This window comes from Bradyrhizobium sp. CCH5-F6 (assembly GCF_001556045.1).
In the GTDB taxonomy this organism is placed as follows: Bacteria; Pseudomonadota; Alphaproteobacteria; order Rhizobiales; family Xanthobacteraceae; genus Bradyrhizobium.
This window is the reverse complement of the sequence record NZ_LSIC01000078.1, coordinates 90,407-112,609: the sequence shown is the minus strand read 5'-3', so window position 1 is coordinate 112,609 and position 22,203 is coordinate 90,407. Positions and strand designations below refer to the sequence as shown.

The 22,203-nt window shown below is 65.0% G+C and carries 20 protein-coding genes; 12 read left to right on the top strand and 8 right to left on the bottom strand.

Translation table 11 applies throughout. The features are described 5' to 3' along the window. Window positions 1–54: 54 nt before the first annotated feature. From AX729_RS14715 to AX729_RS14690, 6 genes are all read right to left on the bottom strand, one after another. Complete coding sequence (locus AX729_RS14715; protein WP_061024267.1) at window positions 55–540, bottom strand: peroxiredoxin; 486 nt, start codon at window positions 538–540, stop codon at window positions 55–57. A 106-nt stretch (window positions 541–646) separates the two neighbouring features. Further along, complete coding sequence (locus tag AX729_RS14710; protein WP_061024168.1) at window positions 647–1,201, bottom strand: DUF924 family protein; 555 nt, start codon at window positions 1,199–1,201, stop codon at window positions 647–649. A gap of 14 nt (window positions 1,202–1,215) precedes the next feature. Continuing rightward, window positions 1,216–2,901, bottom strand: a complete 1,686-nt coding sequence (locus tag AX729_RS14705; RefSeq protein ID WP_061024166.1) for a long-chain fatty acid--CoA ligase — start codon at window positions 2,899–2,901, stop codon at window positions 1,216–1,218. A 189-nt stretch (window positions 2,902–3,090) separates the two neighbouring features. Next, window positions 3,091–4,590 (bottom strand): D-alanyl-D-alanine carboxypeptidase family protein, encoded by a 1,500-nt coding sequence (locus tag AX729_RS14700; RefSeq protein ID WP_061024164.1) that lies wholly within the window; start codon window positions 4,588–4,590, stop codon window positions 3,091–3,093. Window positions 4,591–4,779: 189 nt separating this feature from the next. Next, a complete protein-coding gene (locus tag AX729_RS14695) occupies window positions 4,780–6,576 on the bottom strand; it encodes a glucan ABC transporter ATP-binding protein/ permease (protein ID WP_061024162.1) in 1,797 nt (598 codons plus the stop codon). Between the two features lie 85 nt (window positions 6,577–6,661). Then, on the bottom strand, window positions 6,662–7,711 hold the full coding sequence (locus AX729_RS14690; RefSeq protein WP_061024160.1) for an ABC transporter substrate-binding protein: 1,050 nt from the start codon (window positions 7,709–7,711) through the stop codon (window positions 6,662–6,664). A gap of 227 nt (window positions 7,712–7,938) precedes the next feature. On the opposite strand from AX729_RS14690, the gene AX729_RS14685 reads away from it, so the two are divergent. From AX729_RS14685 to AX729_RS14655, 7 genes are all read left to right on the top strand, one after another. Then, the gene (locus AX729_RS14685; protein ID WP_061024158.1) at window positions 7,939–8,301 is read left to right on the top strand and encodes a hypothetical protein; all 363 of its coding nucleotides are present in this window, start codon (window positions 7,939–7,941) and stop codon (window positions 8,299–8,301) included. Between the two features lie 117 nt (window positions 8,302–8,418). Next, window positions 8,419–8,823, top strand: a complete 405-nt coding sequence (gene hisE / locus AX729_RS14680; protein WP_061024156.1) for a phosphoribosyl-ATP diphosphatase — start codon at window positions 8,419–8,421, stop codon at window positions 8,821–8,823. 45 nt (window positions 8,824–8,868) lie between these two features. Further along, window positions 8,869–9,471 carry a YqaA family protein gene (locus AX729_RS14675; RefSeq protein WP_197433603.1) on the top strand — a complete coding sequence of 201 codons (603 nt, stop codon included), beginning with the start codon at window positions 8,869–8,871 and terminating at the stop codon, window positions 9,469–9,471. A 140-nt stretch (window positions 9,472–9,611) separates the two neighbouring features. Next, a complete protein-coding gene (locus AX729_RS14670; protein WP_061024154.1) occupies window positions 9,612–10,142 on the top strand; it encodes a hypothetical protein in 531 nt (176 codons plus the stop codon). Between the two features lie 36 nt (window positions 10,143–10,178). Then, window positions 10,179–11,579, top strand: a complete 1,401-nt coding sequence (locus AX729_RS14665) for an aspartate ammonia-lyase (protein ID WP_061024152.1) — start codon at window positions 10,179–10,181, stop codon at window positions 11,577–11,579. 253 nt (window positions 11,580–11,832) lie between these two features. After that, window positions 11,833–12,801 carry an NAD(P)H-dependent flavin oxidoreductase gene (locus AX729_RS14660; RefSeq protein WP_061024150.1) on the top strand — a complete coding sequence of 323 codons (969 nt, stop codon included), beginning with the start codon at window positions 11,833–11,835 and terminating at the stop codon, window positions 12,799–12,801. A 145-nt stretch (window positions 12,802–12,946) separates the two neighbouring features. Beyond that, on the top strand, window positions 12,947–13,720 hold the full coding sequence (locus tag AX729_RS14655) for a thioesterase family protein (protein WP_061024263.1): 774 nt from the start codon (window positions 12,947–12,949) through the stop codon (window positions 13,718–13,720). Between the two features lie 321 nt (window positions 13,721–14,041). Here the strand turns inward: AX729_RS14655 and AX729_RS14650 are convergent, their stop codons facing one another. Beyond that, window positions 14,042–15,604 (bottom strand): AMP-binding protein, encoded by a 1,563-nt coding sequence (locus AX729_RS14650; RefSeq protein WP_061024148.1) that lies wholly within the window; start codon window positions 15,602–15,604, stop codon window positions 14,042–14,044. 107 nt (window positions 15,605–15,711) lie between these two features. On the opposite strand from AX729_RS14650, the gene AX729_RS14645 reads away from it, so the two are divergent. The 4 genes from AX729_RS14645 to AX729_RS14630 all read left to right on the top strand — a co-directional run bounded on the left by AX729_RS14645 (window position 15,712) and on the right by AX729_RS14630 (window position 18,687). After that, entirely contained in the window at window positions 15,712–16,677 is a 966-nt protein-coding gene (locus AX729_RS14645; RefSeq protein WP_061024146.1) for an NAD(P)H-dependent flavin oxidoreductase, read from the top strand. A gap of 163 nt (window positions 16,678–16,840) precedes the next feature. Beyond that, window positions 16,841–17,089: a hypothetical protein gene (locus AX729_RS14640; RefSeq protein ID WP_061024145.1), complete on the top strand. Its 249-nt coding sequence runs from the start codon at window positions 16,841–16,843 to the stop codon at window positions 17,087–17,089. A 132-nt stretch (window positions 17,090–17,221) separates the two neighbouring features. After that, the gene (locus tag AX729_RS14635) at window positions 17,222–17,929 is read left to right on the top strand and encodes a hypothetical protein (RefSeq protein ID WP_061024261.1); all 708 of its coding nucleotides are present in this window, start codon (window positions 17,222–17,224) and stop codon (window positions 17,927–17,929) included. An 89-nt stretch (window positions 17,930–18,018) separates the two neighbouring features. Beyond that, window positions 18,019–18,687, top strand: a complete 669-nt coding sequence (locus tag AX729_RS14630) for a hypothetical protein (RefSeq protein WP_061024143.1) — start codon at window positions 18,019–18,021, stop codon at window positions 18,685–18,687. A gap of 53 nt (window positions 18,688–18,740) precedes the next feature. On the opposite strand, the gene AX729_RS14625 is transcribed toward AX729_RS14630, so the two are convergent. Next, entirely contained in the window at window positions 18,741–20,297 is a 1,557-nt protein-coding gene (locus AX729_RS14625; RefSeq protein ID WP_061024142.1) for a winged helix-turn-helix domain-containing protein, read from the bottom strand. 447 nt (window positions 20,298–20,744) lie between these two features. Here AX729_RS14625 and pcaB point away from each other — a divergent pair, with 447 nt between their 5' ends. Then, window positions 20,745–22,106, top strand: coding sequence for a 3-carboxy-cis,cis-muconate cycloisomerase (gene pcaB, locus AX729_RS14620; RefSeq protein ID WP_061024140.1), 1,362 nt, complete (start codon window positions 20,745–20,747; stop codon window positions 22,104–22,106). Window positions 22,107–22,203 lie beyond the last annotated feature (97 nt).

Sequence of the window (22,203 nt, the reverse complement as noted above, 5' to 3'; positions counted from 1 at the left end):
CGCCCGCCTTCGCGGGCGATGACAGTTGTGCAAATGGTGCGATGGCGTCGTGCCTTACAGCTGTCCCAGCAGCGTATCGCCGCCGGAGACCTCGACCTTGCCGGGCATCGCCTCGAGGTTCAGCTTCTTGACCACGCCGTCCTCGACCAGCATCGAATAGCGCTTGGAGCGGATGCCAAGGCCGTTGGCGGAGGCGTCCAGCTCCATGCCGATCGCCTTGGTGAAGTCGGCATTGCCGTCGGCGAGGAAGACCGCCTCGTCGCGCTGGTCGGTGTCGCGCTTCCAGGCGTTCATGACGAAGGCATCGTTGACGGAGACGATGGCGATGGTGTCGACGCCCTTGTCCTTCATGGCATAGGCGTTGAGGAAGATGCTCGGCAGATGCATCTTGTGGCAGGTGCCGGTATAGGCGCCGGGCACCGCGAACAGCGCCACCTTCTTGCCCTTGAAGACATCGTCGGTGGTCTTCACCTGCGGGCCTTCCGCCGTCATCACGCGGAATTTCGCCTCGGGCAGCTTGTCGCCAATCTGGATCGCCATCATCAGTCTCCCTGAATATCGGTCCTGCTTTTTAGACCGAGCTGCGGGCCTGCACAATATTGCCGGCGGGGAAGCGGCAGGCTTCCGACGCTTAACTGTCATGTCATCAGCCCGCGAAGCCGCCGCTGTCGAGGAAGGCCTGCTCTTCCGCCGTGGTCTCGCGGCCGAGGAACTGGTTACGGTGCGGAAAGCGGCCGAACCGGCGGATGATGTCGGCGTGCAGATGGGCGTATTCCAGGCTTTCGGCATTGTCGGTGCCCTGGAATAGCGCAATGCAATGCAACTGGTCGGCCAAATGCTCGGAATGCATGAAGGGCATGTAGAGAAATTCGAGCAGGACGGGATCGACCCTGCGGTCGACACCCCGCGCGATGGCGCGACGGGCGACCTCGCGCGCCTGCGCGTCGCTGGCGAAAGCCTGCGGGGTGCCGCGAAACATGTTGCGGGGGAACTGGTCGAGCACGATGACGAGCGCGATCGCGCCGTCATCGCTTGCCTCCCATGACGTGAACTCGCCGGCGGTCGCCTTCTGCCACACAGGGAGAAAGCGGCGCCTGATCTCTGCATCGAAGGCGTCGTCGCGCGTATACCAGCGCTCGCGGCCGGCCTCGCGCCAGAAGGCGAGAATTCCGGCCGGACTGATGTCACCGACCTCGGCCATGAATCAAGGCGTGCTTACGCGGCCTCGGCCTTCGTCTCGTCGCGGAGCTGCCGGCGCAGGATCTTGCCGACATTGGTCTTCGGCAGTTCGGTGCGGAATTCGATGTGCTTTGGCACTTTGTAGCCGGTGAGTTGCTCGTGACAGAACGTGATGACCGCATCGGCCGTGAGGTTCGGATCCTTCTTGACCACGAAGGCCTTCACCGCCTCGCCCGACTTGGAATCGGGGATGCCGATCACGGCGCATTCGAGCACACCCGGATGGCTCGCGATCACTTCCTCGACCTCGTTGGGATAGACGTTGAAGCCGGAGACCAGGATCATGTCCTTCTTGCGGTCGACGATCTTGGTGTAGCCCTTCTCGTCCATGATGCCGATGTCGCCGGTGCGGAAATAGCCGTCAGCGGTCATCACCTTCGCGGTCTCTTCCGGCCTGTTCCAGTAGCCCGACATCACCTGCGGGCCCTTGGCGCAGATCTCGCCGGGCTGGCCGAGCGGCACCTCGTTGCCGTCGTCGTCGCGGATCGAGATATACGTCGATGGCACGGGGATGCCGATCGAGCCGGAGAACTCGGTCGCGGTCGCGGGATTGCAGGTCAGCGTCGGCGAGGTCTCCGACAGGCCGTAGCCTTCGGCGATGAAGCAGCCGGTGATCGCCTTCCACTGGTCGGCGACGGGGCGCTGCACGGCCATGCCGCCGCCGTTGGAGATCTTCAGCTTGGAGAAGTCGAGCTTCTTGAAATCGGGATGGTGCATCAGCCCGTTGTAGAGCGTGTTCACGGCCGGGAAGCTGTTGACCTGGTATTTCGCCAGCTCCTTGATGAAGCCGGGAATGTCGCGCGGGTTGGGGATCAGGAGATTGCAGCCGCCCGCGCGCACCGCGAGCAGGTAGCAGGCGGTCAGCGCGAAGATGTGATAGAGCGGCAGCGCGCACACGACCATGAGCTGGTCGACATGCGGCGGCGCGGCGAGCGCCGGCTGGAGCCAGGCGTCGTTCTGGAGCACGTTGGCGACGATGTTGCGGTGGAGCAGCGTGGCGCCCTTGGAGAGGCCGGTGGTGCCGCCGGTGTATTGCAGGAAGGCGACGTCGCCCGGCGATAGTTTCGGCTTGCTGAACGTCATGCCGCGGCCGGCCGAGAGTGCATCGTTGAACGCGACTGCCCCCGGCAGCGACCAGGCCGGTACCATCTTCTTGACCCGGCGCACGACGAGATTGACGATGACCCCCTTGAAGCCGAGCAGGTCGCCCATGCTGGCGACGATGACGTGCTTCACCTGCGTCCTCGCGATCACCTGCTCGACCGTGTGGGCGAAATTCTCCAGCACGATGATGGCTTCGGCGCCGGAATCCTTGAGCTGGTGCTCGAGTTCGCGCGGCGTATAGAGCGGATTGACGTTGACCACCGCGTATCCGGCCCGCAGCACGGCAGCGGTCGCAACCGGGTATTGCAGTACGTTCGGCATCATGATCGCCACGCGGGCGCCGCGCTGGAGACCGCGGCCCTGCAGGTAGGCGGCAAGCGCGACAGACATCTGATCGAGGTCGCGATAGCTGATCGACTTGTCCATGCAGATGAACGCCTTGCGGTCGGCGAACTTGGCGAAGCTCTCCTCCAGCAGGTCGACCAGCGATGCGTATTGCGTCGGCTCGATATCGGCGGGCACGCCGGGCGGATATTGCTTGAGCCAGATGCGCTCCATGGTAGCTCCCCTCATCATACTGAGCCCGTTGTGTCTCGGGCTTGCCTCATTGCCGCCAGTATCCAACCTGCCGGAACGGGTGGCAAGCCGTCGTGGCTTAGGGCAAAGGTCGGGGCGGAGCTACTGGAATCATCGCAAAACGCGCTGCCGCGGGTGCGAGGCGCGGGCCGCGCTTTGATCCGAGAAACGTTAACTGTTGTTCGCCGGCTTCGCGGCAGCGGCGGGCTTGGTCGCGGCCTTGGGCTTGGCGGGCTTGGCCGCCTGATCGCCGCTTGCTGCAGGCTTGTCGGCGGGTTTCGCTGCCACATCGTGCTTGGTCCCGGCTGGCTTGGCTGCCGCCTTGGCACCGCTCTTGGCCTCCGGCTTGGCTTCGGACTTCGTCTCGGACTTGGCATCCGGCTTCACTGCCGCCGTCTTGGTGTCCTTGCCGGCGTCCTTGTTTGCATCCTTGGGCTTGCTGGCCGCGTCGGGCTTGCTGGCGACGCGCGACTTCTTGCCACGTGGCTTCGCCGTGGTCTGCTGGTCGGCATCGGCGGCAACCGCGGCGATCAGGGCGGTGCCGGTGCGGGTCGGGCCGGTATAGACCAGCACGGGCTCGGTCGCGGCCGGTGCCGAGGCCATCAGCTCGGAAGCCTTCATCATCGGCGGCTGCAGGCCGGCGGTGAAGAACGTGATCTGGGCCTCGCCGCCGGTGGCCGACGCCGATCCGGACGTGGCGCCGCCGTTGGTCGCGATCAGTGCACCATCGTCGTCACTGGCCGGCCGCTTGCGGTGGGGGCCGCACATCTCGTCGCGCAGGTTCGGCGGCGAGGCGTCGACCGGCACGAGGTTGTCGACGGTACCCAGCGAGGGACGCAGCCAGGTGAGATTGTCTTGAGCGAAGCCGCGCTCAAGCAGCTGCGCCGCCTTCACCGCGCGCGCCGTGCCGGAACTTGCGCCGAGCACCACCGCGATCAGCCGGCGGCCGTTGCGCGTGGCCGAGGCAACGAGATTGTATCCGGAGGCGCAGATGAACCCGGTCTTGAACCCGTCGGCGCCGGGATAGCGGCCGATCAGCTTGTTGAAATTGCCGGTGACGCGCTTGCCGAAGCGGATCGCCGGGACGTGCACGAAGTATTCGTATTCCGGCAGGTCGCGCAGGAACGAGCGCGCCAGAATGCCGAGGTCGCGCGCCGACGTGATCTGGCCCTCGGCGGGCAGGCCGTTCGGATTCACGTAGCTCGTCTGCGTCATGCCGAGCTTCTTCGCGGTGTCGTTCATCATCGCGGAGAAGCCGTCGATGGAGCCGCCGACGCCTTCGGCGAGCACCACGGCCACGTCGTTCGCCGACTTCACCATCATCATCTTCAGCGCGTTGTCGACGGTAAGCTGTGTTCCCGGGCGAAAACCCATCTTCGAGGGCGATTGCGAAGCAGCCGTCGGCGACACCGTGAGCAGCGTGTCGAGCGTGAGCCGGCCCTCCTTGACCGCCTTCAGCGTGACGTAGGCGGTCATGATCTTGGTGACGGAGGCCGGGTACCAGGGAATGGTCGCGTTATCGGCCTGCAGCACCTTGCCGCTGTCGGCCTCGATCAGCAGCAGCGCCTCGGCGCTCGCCGCGCGCGGCGCGAGCAGCACGGCGCATGCGAACGCCGCAGCGAGCAGGTTGAACAGGGATTTGCCAGGCAGCAGCGGGCGAAAGGCGTGCACTATCCGATTCCGGTCCTTGGAGATCCGCCTGATACGGTCGGCTCTCGTGATCTGATGGTCGGTTCTGAGATCCAGCGCCGCCGCTTGCGGCGTCGCAAACCTATACCGGCTGGTGCGTCGAGAATAGGGGGATCGCCGCGGTATTCCGCAATGAAATAGGCCGAATTTCGACGGTGCCGTGGGGACTTGTCAGGGGGATTTGGCAGCCGTCGCGGCAGTCTCGGCCGCCGTCACGCTGGCCCGTGCGTTCTCCTGAACCATGAATTGGGCCCTGGCGAGCTCGGCGAAGTGGCCGCCTTTGGCCACGAGTTCATCGAAAGTTCCACTTTCGATCACCCGACCGTTCTCGAACACCAGGATCCGCGTGGCGTTGCGGATGGTTGAAAGGCGATGGGCGATCACGAAGGTGGTGCGGCCCTTCATCACTTCGTCGAGAGCGGCATTCAACTTGGCCTCGGTGACGGCGTCGAGCGCGCTGGTGGCTTCGTCCAGGATCAGGATCGGCGGATCCTTCAGCAGCGCACGGGCGATGGACAGGCGCTGGCGCTCGCCACCGGAGAGCATGCGGCCGCGCTCGCCGGCATTCGTCTCGAAGCCGCCGCTGCGTTCGATGAATTCCAGCGCCTGAGCCCGCTCCGCCGCCTTGCGCATCTCGGCCTCGGTCGCGTCCGGCTTGCCGACGCGCAAATTATCCGCGATCGAGCGATTGAACAGCAGCGCTTCCTGGAACACCACGCCGATGTTTCGGCGCAGCGAGGTCAGCGTGAGGCCGCGCACGTCCATGCCGTCGATCTTGATGACGCCGGATTGCGGATCGAAGGCGCGATGCAACAGTGCAATCGCGGTCGACTTGCCGGCGCCGGTCGGGCCGACCATCGCAATGGTCTGGCCGGGCAGGGCGGTGAAGGAGAGGTCCTCGATCGCCGGACGCTTGCCGTCATAGGAGAAGGTGACGTCGTTGAACTCGACGAGGCCCGACAGCCTGCCGGCATCGATCGCGTCTGGCCGGTCGTGCACCGCGGGCACGGCGTCGAGCACGCCAAAGAACTCGCGCAGGCGCGGGGCTTCCATGAAAACGTTGTTGATGAAGCTCACGACCTGCTCCAGCTTCTGGATCAGCATCGTCGCGAAGCTCACGAACATCACGATCTCGCCGACCGAGGTGAGCCCCTGGTCGTGCAGGGCAATGCCGAAGGTGAAGATCGCGAGCACCGTGATGGTCGTGGAGGCGCGTGTGATCACCGTGACCAGGGCCCACCACGATAGCACCGGCATCTGCGCGGCCAGCAGCTCGTCGGCGACCGAGCGCAGCCCTTTCACCTCGGATTCGACGCGGACGAAGCTCTGCACCAGCGCGACGTTGCCGAGCGCATCCGAAGCGCGCGCGGAGAGCTCGCTGTAGTGCTCCTCGACCGCCATCTGCATGCCGAAGGTCCTGCGCACCACGAAGGTGGTCAGCGCCGTGAAGACGATGCAGAGCACGAACAGCAGAATTGCGAGCCGCCAGTTCAGATAGAGCGACAGCGGCAGCAGCACCAGGACCGAGAGGATCGCGGCAAAATGCTCGCGGAAGAAGCCGAGCCAGAGCCGCCACAGCGCGTCCGTGCCGTTGAGCATCACCTTCATCAGCCGGCCGGAATGCGTCCCGGAATGAAAGGTCAACGGCAGTTGCAGGATGTGCTCGAAATAGCTCGTCAGCACCGCCTGACGCTGGCGGTGCGCGAGCCGGTCGGCCTGCAGAGCCACGAGCGCGCTGCACGCGATGGTGAACAGCCCGAACGCGACCCAGGCGGCCAGGAACGGCCAGGCCGAGCTTGACCCCGCGACCGTCTTGCCCGAGAGCACGTCGACGATACGGCCGAACAGCACAGGCTCGGCGAATTGCGAGCCCGCGAGCAGGAGATTGGCGACCGCGAGCAGCCAGCCCAGCCGCGCCTCCTTGCCGAGCAGCTCGAGAACGCGGGTGTAGAGACGGAGGATGGACATGCGGGCGACGAACTCGGGCGAGTAACGGAGCCCGCATCTTAAGCAGGGATCGTGCGGGAGATATAGCGGAAGCTGTCAGTTTTGCTCAGTTGATCAGCCGTCCGGTAACCGGTGGCAGGAAACGGTCGTCGAAGATATCACCCGCGGTGAGCCGCCGGCGGAACTTGAAGTCCTGCGCGATCTGATCGATCGAGCGCTCCAGCCGTGCCGGCTCGACGCCGCCGATGCCGTTGCGCCTGACCTCGTCGGTCAGGATGTTGTCGGCGAGCACGGCGCGCAGGCGCTCCAGCTCCAGGTTGCGGTCGCCGTTGTCCATGCGGTTCGCCGCCTCCTCCGCCGCACGTCCCGGCTCCCTGACGGTCTCGGCAATGCCCGCGATCAAGGCGCGGATGAAGCCCTTCACGGCATCCGGCTTCGATGCGGCGAAGGCGGGGTTCACCACCATGGCAAAGCCATAGGCTTCGCATCCGTAGTCCGCATAGCGCAACACGACGAGATCGCCACCGGGCACCCCGCGGTCGCGCAGGTTCACGGCCGAGAGATAGCTGAAGCCCGCGACCGCATCGACCTGGCCCGCCGAGAGGATCGGCTCGCGCACTGCCGCACCGATCTTGTGGAATTTGACTCGCGATGCCTTGATGCCGTTCTGCTGCGCCAGCGCCGGCCATAGCCGCATCGACAGATCGCCGTCGGCAACGCCGACCGTCTTGCCGTCGAGATCGGGCAGCAGGTGGATGCCGCGGCTCCTCCGCGCGACGATCGCGTAGGGCGCGCGGTTGAACAGCACGAACACCGCCTTGACCGGCGCCGCGTCCTCCTTGTCGCGAAAGCGGATCAGCTCGTTGATGTCGACGAGCGCGAGCTCGCTGTCGCCCTTGGCGACGCGTGCGAGCGCCTCGGGCGATCCGGCCGCGGTATTGAAGGACACGCTGAGATGCTCGGCGCCGAACCTGCCGTCCTTTGCGGCCAGGAAGAACGGTGCCACGCTCGCGTCCACCGGTCGGTCGAAAGTGAGGTGAATCGTGATGGAAGGCACCGCGGTCTCTACCGCGCCGACATCGCGAGCAGTCAGTGTTGCAAGCGAGATCGAGAGGGCCAGCAGGCAACGAAGCGCGATCGTCCTGAATTCCGACATCAGTTGCGCCGGTCCCGCATTGTTGTGGTTTCGTGACGCCTTGAGCGCCGGCCGGCGTTCAGTCTTTCCGTGTCAACATGAACGGCCGATGAGCGGCGTTGCGGCATCGTTACGCAACCCCGTTCAGCTTGCGTTGGGGTTGGGGAACCTAACTTAGGTTATGCGGGTTTGAGAGGCATGAGCCTGTCCGCAGGCGTCGATTTCAGGTCCCAAAGGAGGGCCAAGACATGTTCGAGCGATTTTCCAAGTTTGCGGGCCGAAAGGCCGTTCTTGCCACCGCTGCGGTGCTGGCGCTGACCACGATTGCCCCGACCGCGTCATATGCGGGCGGTCGCCACTGGCATGGCGGTGGAGGTGGAGCGGCCGCCGCTGCGGCTTTCGCCGCCATCGGCACCGGTCTCGCCATCGCCGCCAGCCGTAACGCATACGACTACGGCCCGGGCTATGGCTATTACGGCGGTCCTGCCTATTACAGTGGCCCGGCCTACGGCCCCTATTACGGTCCGGGCCCGAACTACCAGTATCAGCGCTATGGCGGCACGGCTCCGTCAGAGTACTGCGGCCAGGGATATTACCAGAACTGCTATTAACTCTGGTAGCCGGGGTTAACCGGGACAGGCCGTCGCGCTTGCCGCGCCGGCCTGTTTTCTGCTTTTCTTGTCCTGCGTTAACACGACCACCATTTCTTTAGAGTAGTTTTGACTACCATGAGTGATTCGCTTGAGCGGCTATATCTGGCTGTGCTCGCGGCCAGGGATCTTGATCCGGCAACATCGCGCACGGCGCGGCTGTTTCAGCGTGGCCCGTCCAAGATGGCGAAGAAACTCGCCGAAGAGGCCATCGAAGTCGTGATCGATGCGGTCAACGGCGATAGCGAGGCCGTGGTCCGGGAAAGCGCCGACCTGCTCTACAATCTCACCGTGCTGTGGGCTTCGGCCGGAGTCCGTCCCGAGGACGTCTGGCGCGAGATGGCGCGGCGGGAAGACATGCTCGGCATCGCCGAGAAGCTGCCGAAATCGCCGATGAAACTGCCCAAAGTCGCGTCACCCCGCGTTGCGGCCAGGCGGCCAATTGTCGCGCTTGAGAGCCGTGCCGCGCGCAAGCGCCACTAGAAACGTCATAATTCGCCTCAATCTCGGCATGGACAAATCCGTCCCATGGTGCTTCATCGCGGCGCCATGCTGAAACATATCTACGACTGGTGCATCGACGCCGCCCACAAGCCCTACGCGCTCTGGATCATGGGCGTGGTGTCTTTCGCCGAAAGCTCCTTCTTTCCGGTCCCGCCGGATGTCATGCTGATTCCGATGTCACTGGCGCGTCCGGAGCGCGCCTGGCTCTATGCCGCGGTCTGCACCGCGACCTCGGTGCTCGGCGGCGTCGTCGGCTACGCCATCGGCGCGCTGCTGTTCGATTCGCTCGGCCAATGGCTGATCCAGGTCTACGGGCTTGCCGACAAGGTCGACGCCTTCCGCGCCTCCTATGCGGAATGGGGCGCGGTGATCATCCTGCTCAAGGGCCTGACGCCGATCCCCTACAAGCTCGTCACCATCACTTCGGGCTTCGCCGGCTACAACATCATCCTGTTCATCCTGTGCTCGATCGTGGCGCGCGGCGGACGCTTTTTCGTCGTGGCGATCCTGCTCAATCGCTATGGCGACTGGATCCGGGTCCGGATCGAGCGGCATCTCGGTCTGTGGGTCGCGCTCGGTGCCATCGTGCTGGTGCTCGGCTTCGTCATCGCCATCAAGCTGATCTAGACCACGATCGGATCAAACGGCCGCGCCAGCGCGAAGCGGCCTTCCCGCGCGACAAAGGCAGGCGTTGCGCGGGGATCATGTTCACTCGACAACGCCTCAGCGGCTTTGCCGCCGCTTCGGCTTCGGCTACGGTTGCCGTCATGATGGTTCGATCCGGCAATCCGGCCGTGCGGTTCGGGACGCTGACCTCAGCAGCGCTGCTGCTTCTGCTCGGTGGCGGCGGGACCGGGTGGACGCAATCCGCCCCGCCAGCGCTCGGCCTCCAGCAGCCGGGCGTGCAGGCGGCGCCGCCGCCCGCTCCATCTGCGTCACCGGCGCCTGCGGAAAATCCCGGGCTGATCAACGAAATGGGCAAGCTGTTCGACAAGCTGCCCTCGATCCTGCCGCCGATCAAAAGCCCGAGCGAGACCATGAACGATCTGTCGCGGCTGGCCAAACCCTCGACCGTGGTGTCGGGGCGGGTGGCCTGCCCGGTCTCGTCGAACGGCGCGCCCGACTGCAAGCAGGCCGCCGACCTGCTCTGCCAGAGCAAGGGTTACAAGGAAGGCAAGAGCCTGAATGCCGACTCCGCCGAGAAATGCTCGGCCAAGGTTCTCATTCCGGGCAGGCAACGCAAACCGGACGACTGCCGCACCGATACCTTCGTGACCAGCGCGCTATGCCAGAACTGACGTGATGGCCCAGCGCGGAAGCAGCAAGGAGCGCCCATGAGCCGGACGGAGCAGGACTTCCTCGGACAGCGTGAGATCGCCGACGACATCTATTACGGCGTCCAGACCATCCGCGGGAAGGAGAACTTCCACATCACCGGCATTCCGATGAACCAGGAGCCCTACTTCGTGAAGGCGCTTGGCTACGTCAAGAAGGCTGCGGCCATGGCCAATCGCGATCTCGGCGCGATCGACGCCAAGGTCGCGGACGCCATCATCCTCGGCTGCGACCGCGTCATCGCCGGTGACATGATGGATCAATTCGTCACCGACTTCATCCAGGGCGGTGCCGGCACCTCCACCAACATGAACGCCAACGAGGTGATCGCGAACCTCGCGCTGGAAGCGCTTGGCTTCAGCAAGGGCGACTACCAGCACGTCAGCCCCAACGATCACGTCAATTACGGCCAGTCGACCAACGACACCTATCCGACCGCCTTTCGGCTGGCGCTGATCCTGCGGCTCGAGAGCTACATGACGGCGCTGCGCCAGCTCCAGGAGGCCTTCTTCACCAAGGGGCGCGAGTTCGACCGCGTGCTGAAGATGGGACGCACGCATCTTCAGGACGCGGTGCCGATGTCGCTCGGCGCCGAATTCCGTGGCTGGGGCACCACGATCGGCGAGGAGGTCGAGCGCATTTCGGAAGCGCGCGCGCTGCTGCGCGAGATCAATCTCGGTGCCACCGCAATCGGCACCTCCGTCACCGCGGCGGTCGGCTATCCCAAGCTTGCCGTGCGGCACCTGAGCGCGCTGACCGGCGTCGACTTCATCCTCGCCGGCGATCTCGTCGAGGCGACCTCGGACACCGGCGCCTATGTGCAGCTTTCGGGCGTCTTGAAGCGCACCGCGAGCAAGCTCACCAAGATCTGCAACGACATCCGCCTGCTCGCTTCCGGCCCGCGCGCCGGCTTCAACGAGATCAACCTGCCGCAGCTTCAACCGGGCTCCTCGATCATGCCCGGCAAGGTCAATCCCGTCATTCCCGAGGTGGTCAACCAGACCAGCTTCCTGGTCATCGGGCTCGATACCACGGTGACGCTCGCTGCAAGTGCCGGCCAGCTCCAGCTCAACGTGATGGAGCCGGTGATCTCGTTCGCGCTGTTCTTCTCGATCCGCACCATGGAGCGCGCGGTCAACAGCCTGCGCGAGAATTGCGTCGTCGGCATCACCGCCAACGAGGAGCACACCCGCAACATGGTGCTGAATTCGCTTGGTATCGTCACGGTGCTGAAGCCGCTGCTCGGCTACAAGCAATGCGCCGAGATCGCACGCGAAGGTTACAGGACCGGCAAGTCGCTGCACCAGATCGTCGTCCTCGAGCGCAAGCTGCTGACGCAGGAGACGTGGGACGAGATGTTCTCGTTCGAGCGGCTGATCAACCCGGATTTGATGGGGTAAAGGTTGCTGTCATTCCGGGGCGCGCGAAGCGCGAGCCCGGAATCCATCGGCCCGCAGCGCGAATAGCGAAATGGATTCCGGGTTCGCGCCAAGAGGCGCGCCGCGGAATGACGGAGAAAGGAATTCCGCTGCTTGGAATTGCGGTGGTTCATCCATGCCGGCGTCAAAACGCAATACTTGACAGTGGAAAGATTGCCTTGTTGGTATGACGGCCAACCTTCGATTTGACCGCTAAACAGAGGATCGTTTCGCAATGTCCATGCCTGCCTTGTTCAAGGGGCGTCTGTCGATCCCGGTGATCGGCTCGCCGCTTTTCATCATCTCGGTGCCCGATCTCGTGATCGCGCAGTGCAAGGCGGGTGTGGTCGGCTCGTTTCCGGCGCTGAATGCGCGGCCGCCGGAGCTGCTCGACGAATGGCTGGCGCGGATCACCGAAGAGCTCGCGGCCTATGACCGCGCCCATCCCGACAGGCCGTCGGCGCCGTTCGCAGTCAATCAGATCGTGCACAAGTCGAACAACCGGCTCGATCACGACATGCAGCTTTGCGCCAAGTACAAGGTGCCGATGATCATCTCCTCGCTCGGCGCACGCGAGGAGCTGAACCAGGCGGTGCACGGCTGGGGCGGCATCGTCTTCCACGATGTGATCAACCAGAAATTCGCGCACAAGGCGATCGAGAAGGGCGCCGACGGCCTGATCCTGGTCGCAGCCGGCGCCGGCGGCCATGCCGGCACCATCTCGCCGCTGGCTTTCGTGGCGGAGACGCGAAAATGGTTCGACGGTCCGATCGCATTGTCGGGGGCGATCGCCAACGGCAAGGCCATCCGCGCCGCGCGCATCCTCGGCGCCGACTTCGCCTATATCGGCTCGGCCTTCATCGCCACCAAGGAGGCCAACGCGGTCGAGCGGTACAAGGAGATGATCGCGAGCTCGAGCGCCGACGACATCGTCTACTCCAACCTCTTCACCGGCGTGCACGGCAACTACCTGAAGCCTTCGATCCTCGCCGCAGGCATGGACCCCGACAACCTGCCGACCTCGGATCCCTCCAAGATGAACTTCGGCACCGACGCCTCCGGCGAGCGTGCCAAGCCGAAGGCCTGGAAGGAAATCTGGGGCTCCGGCCAGGGGATCGGCAGCATCGACGGCATCGTGCCCGCCGCCGACATGATCGCGCGCTTCAAGAAGGAGTACGACGAAGCGATCGATCCGCCGCTGTAGTTCTCGTGTCCTGGACGCGGTGCAATGCGCAGCATTGCTCCGCAGAACCGGGACCCATCGCCGCCACGCATGGCCTCCGGATCAACGGCGCAATGCTACGCTCTGCGCCGCGTCTGGGGAACGTCAACTGAGATTGATTGGAATGATGACCGCCATCTACCGCGTCGACGGCAACAGCGTCATCACCAGCCCGGATGCCGCCGGCCCCTGGGACAGGCGCATGCAGCACGGCTCGGCGCCGGCTTCGCTGGTGACATGGGCGGCCGAACGCATTCCGACGCCTGTCCCGATGGACATCGCGCGGGTCACGATCGATCTGATGCGTCCGGTGCCTGTCGCGCCGCTCACGATCGCGACCGAAGTCTTGCGCGAGGGCCGCAAGATCCAGCTCTGCGAGATCAAGCTGCTCGCCGACGGCGTGCAGGTCGTCGGCGCCACCGTGCTCAAGATCAAGGCGCAGGCACAGACGCTGCCGGATGACGTCAAGGAGCTGCCGCTCGCGCTGCCCTTGCCCGAGGATTCGCTGATTGAGGACGGCCATGCCGCCACCAGTCCGTTCGTGCGGTCGGTCTCGATGCGTGCGGCGCGCGGCCGCTTCGGTCAGGCAGGTGCCGGTGCGATCTGGTTTCGCGTCGACCATCCGCTGATCGAAGGGGAGGCCATCTCGCAGGCGATGCGCGCCGTGGTCGCCGCCGACTTCTCCAACGGCACCGCCTCCTCACTCGACTTCCGCGCCTGGACCTACATCAATGCCGATCTCACCGTGAATTTTTCACGCCAACCCGTCGGCGAGTGGATCTTGCTCGATGGCGAGTCGTGGATCGGGCCCGACGGCGTCGGCCTTGCGATGTCGAGGCTGGCCGACCGGCAGGGTTATTTCGGCCGCGCGGTGCAGAGCCTGGTGATCGAGAAACGGTGAGCGTGACGCAAGCGTCGCTCCTGGAGCCGATTGAACGGCAGGCTTCCGCCGCCGCGGAAGGGATGCTTGGCATCCTGCCAGTTCACATTCCGTAGAAGATCTTGATCTCCCACAGCACCACGATGATTGCCGTGATCAACGCAATCGCGGCGATTGCACTTTCCAGGGAAGCGACTCTCATCTCTCACTCCGCTTCCCAGCCCCATCAGCGGTCTAGGTGATTCCCTGATTCGCCGGCAATTGCGTGAACCTCGTCGGCACCCACTCCGTTGCGTGTTGTGGTGTCCGGGCCACAGCGCCCTCCGTAGAATCCCGGAGTGATCATCCCACCATACGGTCCCGGCCACTCCAGAAGCCCGCGCGCAGCACCTTTTTGTCGACCTTGCCGACGCCGGTCATCGGCAATTGCTTGACGAACTGGATCTGTTTCGGCGCATGCGCCGAGCCCTTTCTCGTCTTGACAAGGTTGATCAGCTCGTCCGGATCCGGCCTTGCGCCCTCGCGCGGCACGACGATGGCGGTGACGGCTTCGCCCCATTTCTCGTCGGGAATGCCGACGACTGCGACCATCGCGACGTCCGCGTGTTGCGACAGCACGTCCTCGATCTCGCGGGGGAAAATATTGAAGCCGCCGGTGACGATCATGTCCTTCTTGCGGTCGAGGATGAACATGTAGCCGCGCTCGTCCCTGCGCGCGATGTCGCCGGTGTGGACCCAGCCGTTCTTCAGTGTTTCGGCAGTGATGTCCGGCCGCTTCCAGTATTCCGCCATCACGTGCGGCGCGCGCACGCAGATCTCGCCGGCCTCGCCCGTCTTCACCTCCTGGTCGTTGTCGTCGAGAATCTTGACCTCGCAGGCCGCGATCGGGAAGCCGCAGGACAGGAACAGCTCAGGGTTCTTGGGATCGTGATCCGCCTTGCGCAACACCGAGACGGGATAGCATTCGGTCTGGCCGTAGAGCTGCGAGAACACCGGTCCGATGCGTTCGATGCCCTCGAGCAGCCGGCTCGGCGACATCGCGGAGGCGCCGTAGAGCACGAGCTCGAGCGAGGAGAGGTCGGTTTTGCTCAGCGCAGGCTGATCGAGCAGCACATAGATCATGGTCGGAACGAACAGCGTGAAGTTGATGCGTTCGCGCGCGATCGTCGACAGCACCGCCTCGGGATCGAAGCCCTTCAGCATGTGCACGGTGCCGCCGCGCATCAGGGTCGGCAGCACCTTCGTCCCGGCGACATGACTGATCGGCGCGACGGTGAGATAGCGCGCAGCCTCCGGAATCTCGAAGTCGGCGAGGATAGCGCCGGCAGCCCCGCTGTTCTCGCGATGATAGCGCAGCGCGCCCTTGGATTTGCCGGTGGTGCCGCCGGTGTAGTTCAGCGTGGCGAGATCGTCGGGGCCGGCAAGGCACAGCGGGCTCGCATGTCCTGCATCTTCGAGCGCGGCCAGCAGATCGACGCCGTAGCCGGCGGGGCCCGCGGTGAAGACCGCCTTCAGCCGGGTCGCCCTCGCAGCGAGCTCGCCGCCGCGGTCGTGGAAGGCGGCGGCGTCGACCACCAGCATCTCCGCGTCGGAGTCCTCGAGCTGGAACAGCTGGTCCTCCAGCGATCCGAGCGGATGCAGCCAGGTAATGCAGAGCCGCGCCAATTGTGCGGCGACGCCGGCGCACCAGGTGTCGGCGCGGTTCGCCGTGAGGAAAGCGACGCGCGCACCGGGCTGCAATCCAAGCCGCATGAACACGCCCTGGATGCGTCCGATCAGGTCGATGGTGCCGCTATAGCTCAGCGATCCGCCGGGCCAGGCGAAAGCGGTGCGGTCGGGATAGCGCGACAACGCCCGTAGCGTCTGCGCACAAGCTGGGGGCGATGCGTGGAGCGGATCAGACATATGTTTCCTCGTTGCTTTGTCACCGGCTTCTGGCGTGCCAATGTTGCTGATGACGCTAGCACAGGGAATGCGGGAGGAAACGACAAAGCCCGCGCAGGGAGGCATGCATGCCATCGGATCGACTGCAACGCTTCCACGATCGTCTCGCGCTGCCGCTGATCGCCGCGCCGATGTTCCTGGTGTCGGGCGTCGAGCTCATGGTCGCGTCCTGCCGCAACGGGGTGATCGGCAGCTTTCCCACCGCGAATTGCCGTGGCGCGGAACAACTCGATGAATGGCTCACCGCGATCGGGACGCGACTGCGGCAGCACGAAGATCAAACCGGCCGCAAGGCAGCGCCGCTCTGCCCGAACCTGATCGTGCACCGCTCCAATGCACGGCTCGCGGAGGATCTCACCGTGCTGCTGCGGCACAGGCCCGAGATCGTCATCACCTCGGTGGGATCGCCGGCGCAGGTGCTGAGTCCGCTCCATGATGCCGGCGCGTTGGTGCTGGCGGATGTCGCCTCGATCCGCCACGCCGAGCGTGCGGCGGAAGCAGGCGCGGACGGGCTGGTGCTGCTCACGGCGGGCGCGGGCGGACAGACGGGCTGGCTCAACCCCTTCGCCTTCGTCCGCGCGGTGCGCGCATTTTACGACGGCATCATCGTCTTGGCGGGCGGCATCAGTGACGGCTACGCGCTGCGGGCGGCGGAGGTGCTTGGCTGCGATCTCGCCTATATGGGCACGAAGTTCATTGCGACGCGGGAGAGCATGGCGGATGACCGCTACAAGCGCATGCTGGTCGAGAGCAGCGCAGACGACGTCATGCTCACCACCGCGTTCACGGGCTTGCAGACCAGCATGCTGAGGCCGTCGATCGTCGCCGCCGGGCTTGATCCCGACGATCTGCCGGCGCGTGGCGCGATCGACATCGCCAAGGACATCGACGTGACGGCACGCGAGAGCCGGCCCAAGCGCTGGCGCGACATCTGGAGCGGCGGGCACGCGACGTCAGGCGTCACCGATGTGCTCGCGGTCGACGATCTCGTCGCGCGGACCGCCGCGGAATACCGCGCGGCGGGTGGGCGGTAGGATTTTACGTCTATCCCGCAACGAGAGGGAGAGAGATGGTGCGATCGCATCGATCCCGGCTCATCCTCGCATACCTCAAAGTCCCCTGATTTAACGGCAGATTAACCATCGCCCGCCAAGAATCCTCCTCGATGCCGCCAACGGGGACCGAGAGGGACAGGCGATGGATTTCGATTTTCTCAACAGCAAGACGGCTGCGACGATGGACGAGATTCGCGTCCGCGTCGCCCATGCCCTGGCCCGCCATCCGCTGTGCCGCAACGTCCGTTTCGACGTCGTCAGCGTTCCGCGGACCCGCCGGGGCGGCAACTGGACGGTGACGCTGCAATCGGTCGAGCCGCGCGCGGTCTGGGAGGCCTCGGAGATCGTGGCCGACATCCAGGATGCTTACGACCTTGCGGCAGCTGCCTGATTTCCTTGGGCTTTTCCGGCGATGTCGCCGCAGTCCGCGCGATTGCCGCCGCATTGGCACGGTTAAGCCTTAATTATCGCCCAGTTTCCGAGCAGTGATCACGTGGACTTGAAGCCGGACGCGGAGGGACGTTTGTCCAAAGCCATCACCATCGTCGTGCTGACCTGTTTCCTCGTTCTCGGTGCCGCGACGACCGCCATCCTCGGACGCGACAGCGTGCCCAGCGTCAGCGCCGAGATGATCGCCCAGGCACCGCCGCCCAAGCCGCTCGCAACCAACCGCGCCGCCAAGGCCGACCGCCTGGTTCCGACGCTGGCGCTGGCCTCGGCCGCATACGAACCGGTCCAGGTGGCAGCCGACAAGCTTTCCCAGGCGCCCGTACTGACCGAACCGCTGCGTCAGGCCTTCGCCGCGGCCACGCCCGCTGATTTCCCGATGCCGAAAGCAAGCACCCACGAGGCGCCCGCCGCGACGGAGGTTCCAGCCGTCGAGGTTCCGGCCAAGCCGAAGGTCGTGGCCAAGCCGCAGAAGGCCTATTCGCTTTTGTCCGACATGCAGATCGCGGGAATCCGGGATCGCCTGAAACTGTCGTCCTCGCAGGAATATTACTGGCCCTCGGTCGAGACCGCGCTGCGCAACGTCGCCCGCAAGATCCAGGCGAACAAGCTGTCGAACCCGAACGCGCCGCCCAGCGCGCAGATCGATCCGAATTGCGACGAGGTGCAGCAACTGAAGTCGGCCGCCATGCCGCTGTTGTTCCAGCTTCGTGACGATCAGAAGGAAGAAGTGCGCAAGCTCGCTCGTCTCATCGGGCTCGAGAAGGTCGCGCAGCAAATCTGATCCCGCGCGGTTCCTCCTGGAGGAGCCGCGGCTATCAGGAACATCTGGCAATCCCCACGCGTTGCCCGCTCCAAAGAGGGAGTGGATGAATGCGCGCCTCGACAGCCTATTTTGTCGGTGCCGGGACCATCATCGCGGCCATCGCCATTGGTCTTGGCGGCGGTATCGTTGCCGGCAACATCATGAACCCGGTCGCGCCCAAGCAGGGCCCGGACACCAGCAAGATGGCGCAGCGGGCGGAGGCTGCCACACCGGCTTCCACGAACGCGCCGTCCGAGCGCGTCAACTATCTCACCGGCTCGCAAGCCTTTGGCGCGATGATCGCTGCGCCGGCGCGGGCCGAAGCAAAGCCTGAAGCCGCCAGGCCGGACACGCAAACCGCGCCGGCGAATGCTGAACCGCCGGCGCCTCAGCCCTCGCAAGCCGCTGCGGTCGAGCCGCCCAAGCCGGCACCGGCGTCTCCTCCACGCGCTGCAAAACCGGTCGAACAGCAGGCCTCGACGGAGCCTTCCTCTCCCGACAATGCGTTTGCCAAGGCGAGGGATTACGACGTCAAGCGGGCCGCGACCGAACGGCGCCGAGCGGAGCGTCGCGAGCGCCGCCACCAGGACCTCCGCGAGCCGCGCGGCATGCGCGACCGCACCGACTGGGACGACGTCGCGCGCAACATTCGCGAAGATTCCGATGCGCGCGATTACGCGGGCCGGCCGCGCGGCGGCTTCCCCCAGATCAGGCCGTTCGGGCCTGATGACGACTAGCGGTCAACGAAGGATCGCGGCTGCAAGGTACGCCGCCATCATCGCGGCAGGCGTCAGGTGACCCCCGCGCGCCGCAAGCCTTCGAGATAATGCACGCAATCCTCTTCGCGCAGCATCGGCAGCTCCCGCGTGATCCAGGCAAGCGAGACGTCGGGCTGGACGCGACGCAGGCCTTCCAGGGCGGAAGCCGCAAGCGTCGGAGCACCCAACATGCCGGCGGCTGCCGCCAGCACGCGGTGCGCGCCGACGAAATCTCCGCGCTGTCGCATTGATTCCCGAGCCATCTGTACCGCCCCCTCGTAGTCGCGGCCGACGAAACGGGCATAGGCCGCAACCCCGCAATAAATCGCTGCAAGCGGGTCACGCGGGCTCAGCCGCAGCGCATGGCGGGCGGCGGCATCGCCGTCCTGCCATCGCCCGGCGTAGCACAGCGTAACGCCGTGGAAGGCATGCGCCATCGCGAAATTCGGATTCAGCCTCAAGGCCAGCTCGAATTCGGCCAGCGCGTCGTCGAAGCGGCGGCGGAACAGATAGGTATAAGCGAGGCCGTGATGGGCCCAGGCATCCTCGCGATCGGCCTCCACTGCTGCGAGCGCCGCACGTTCGGCGACCGGCAGGGTCGCGGCCATGTCGGCCCAGCCCATATGCGCGCCGAAGATATGGCTGGTCGCGAGCAGGCCCAGCGCCTTGCCATAGGCGGAATCGACCGCGACGGCCTCTTTCAGCAGGCCTTGCGCGGCGGCATTGTCCTCGCGGTTGATGCGCCAGTAATGCGACATCGCGCGCATCACGAGATCCCATGCATCCAGGCTGCCCGGCGGCTTCTGCTGGGCTCGAAAGCTCTCGGCGGCATAGAGCTGCGGCTCGATCGCGGCGACGATCGCCTCGGTGATCTCGTCCTGTACGGCAAAGATGTCGGCGAGGTCGCGGTCGTAGCGCTCGGCCCAGAGATGGCTGCCCGTCGAAACGTCGTTGAGCTGGGCCGAGATGCGCACCCGCTCGCCGCTGCGCCGCACGCTGCCTTCGACCACGTAGCGCACCCCGAGTTCCCGCGCGACCTCGTGGATGTGCACGGCCCGGCCCTTGTAGACGAAGGAGGAGTTGCGCGCGACGACGAAGAACCACCGCAGCTTTGACAGCGCAGTGATGATGTCCTCGCTGATGCCGTCGGAGAAATAATCCTGCTCGGCCTCGCCGCTCATGTTGGTGAAGGGCAGCACGGCGATCGCTGGCCGATCCGGCAGCGCGAAGGCTGCCTGAGGCTGGGCGATACGGACCGGCTCAGGTGCGCTTGCGCCGAGTTGCATCTGAACATCGCCGACGAAACGAAAACCCTTGCGGGTGATCGTGCGGATCAGCGCCTGGCTGGCGCCATTGTCGCCGATCGCCTTGCGTGCCGCGTTGATGCGGCTGGTCAGGGTGGATTCGGAGACGCTGCGCCCGTGCCAGATCTTGTCGATCAGCTCGTCCTTGCTGACCACCCGGTCGCGATTTTGCATGAGATGGACGACGAGATCGAAAACCTGCGGCTCCACGGCAATGGGAACCTGCTCGCGGCTCAGCTCGCGCCGGTCGGTATCCAGAAGGTGGTCCCGGAACAGAAACTGCACGTCGAAAACCAGGCCTCATTACGAAAATGGTCAAGCAAAATGACAAAAGGAAATTTGGGTCGAAAACCGTGTGTCTGCCGAAGGGGGCACTTGGTTCATCGCGATCGCGTGATGACAGGCATGTCGTTTTCAGAGGGGAATACAACCGCAGCTGGAATGTTTGCCGTTGGATCCGGCTCGCGCCGATCCCTCGTCTCGAAGCGCCGGGGCGCAGAGGAGGCTCGAACAGCCACCTCCCGGCCGCTGATGCTTCGAGGCTCGGCGCTCTGCTTCGCCTCACGCGCCTCCCGGCTCGGATGACGGAGCTGAGCGCCGGAAGAAGCGGGGGCTTGGCGAGACGATCCTACGGCATCGAACGTGTGATGAACCCTGGATGTCGGATTGCCCTGCCCAGCAACCCGCGTAAGCTGCCGCTCACGCAAAACACCAACCACGAAGAAACGCCCCATGCCTGCTTTCCCCGCCTCCACCACCGTGCTCGACTCCATGCTGTTTCGCGACGCCTTCGGCACGCCTGAGATGCGCGAGGTGTTCTCCGACGTCGCGACGGTCGCGCGCTATGCCGAGGTCGAGGTGGCGCTGGCGAAGGCTGAGGCGAAGTGCGGCGTGATCCCGCAAGAGGCGGCCGCAGCGATCGCGGCGCGGACCGACGTCGCCGCGCTCGATTTCGATCTGCTGCGGCAGGAGACCGATGTCGTCGGCTATCCGATCCTGCCTTTGGTGCATCAGATGGTGAAACAATGCGGCGAGGCCGGTCGCTACGTGCATTGGGGCGCCACCACGCAGGACATCATGGACACCGCCGTGGTGCTGCAACTCCGCGCCGCGATCGAGATCGTCGAACGCGACATCGCCGAGCTGCGCAAGATCCTCGCCGATCTGTCGAAGCGCCATCGCGACACGGCGATGGCGGGCCGAACCCATCTCCAGCAAGCGCTGCCGGTGACCTTCGGCTACAAGACCGCGATCTGGCTCGCCATGTTCGATCGCCACGCCGAGCGGCTGGCGCAGCTGAAGCCGCGCGTTCTGGTCGGCCAGTTCGCCGGCGCTGCCGGCACGCTGGCCTCGCTTGGCGACAAGGGGTTCGAGGTGCAGGAGGCGCTCTGCGCCGAGCTGAAGCTCGGCGTTCCCGCCTCGACCTGGCACGTCGCGCGCGACGGCTTTGCGGAGGCGGTGAACTTCCTCGCCCTCGTCACCGGCTCGCTCGGCAAGATCGCGCTCGACATCATGATCATGGCCTCGACCGAGTTCGCCGAGGTCTACGAGCCCTTCGTCAAGGGGCGCGGCGCCTCCTCGACCATGCCGCAGAAGCGCAACCCGATCTCCTCCGAACTGATGCTTGCTGCGTCAAAAGCGGTGCGCCAGCACGCCGGTCTGATGCTCGACGCCATGGTGCAGGATTTCGAGCGTGCAACGGGGCCCTGGCACGCCGAATGGATGGCGATCCCCGAAAGCTTCGTGCTGACCGCCGGTGCGCTGCGCCAGGCGAAGTTTGCGCTCGCCGGCCTCATCGTGGACGAGGCGAAGATGAACGACAATCTCGCCATCAGCCGCGGCCTGATCGTGGCGGAGGCGGTCATGATGGGGCTCGCGCCGCAGATCGGGCGGCAGGAGGCGCATGACGTCGTCTACGACGCCTGCCGTGAGGCTAACGAGAAGGCAATCAGCCTTGCTGATGCGCTGTCGGCGGATTCACGGATATCGAGCCGCATCGACCGCGCCACGATCGAGGCGCTGACCTCACCGAAAAATTACCTCGGTCTCGCGCCCGCCATGGTCGATCGTGTGCTGAAATCGGCAACGCGTTGAAAACCAAAATGCGTGAAACCGCGTATCTTTCATGTGTCGCAAGACGCTCGCACACTTGTGTCTCGCGATGCTAGACTTAAATTGAATGAGCGACTTT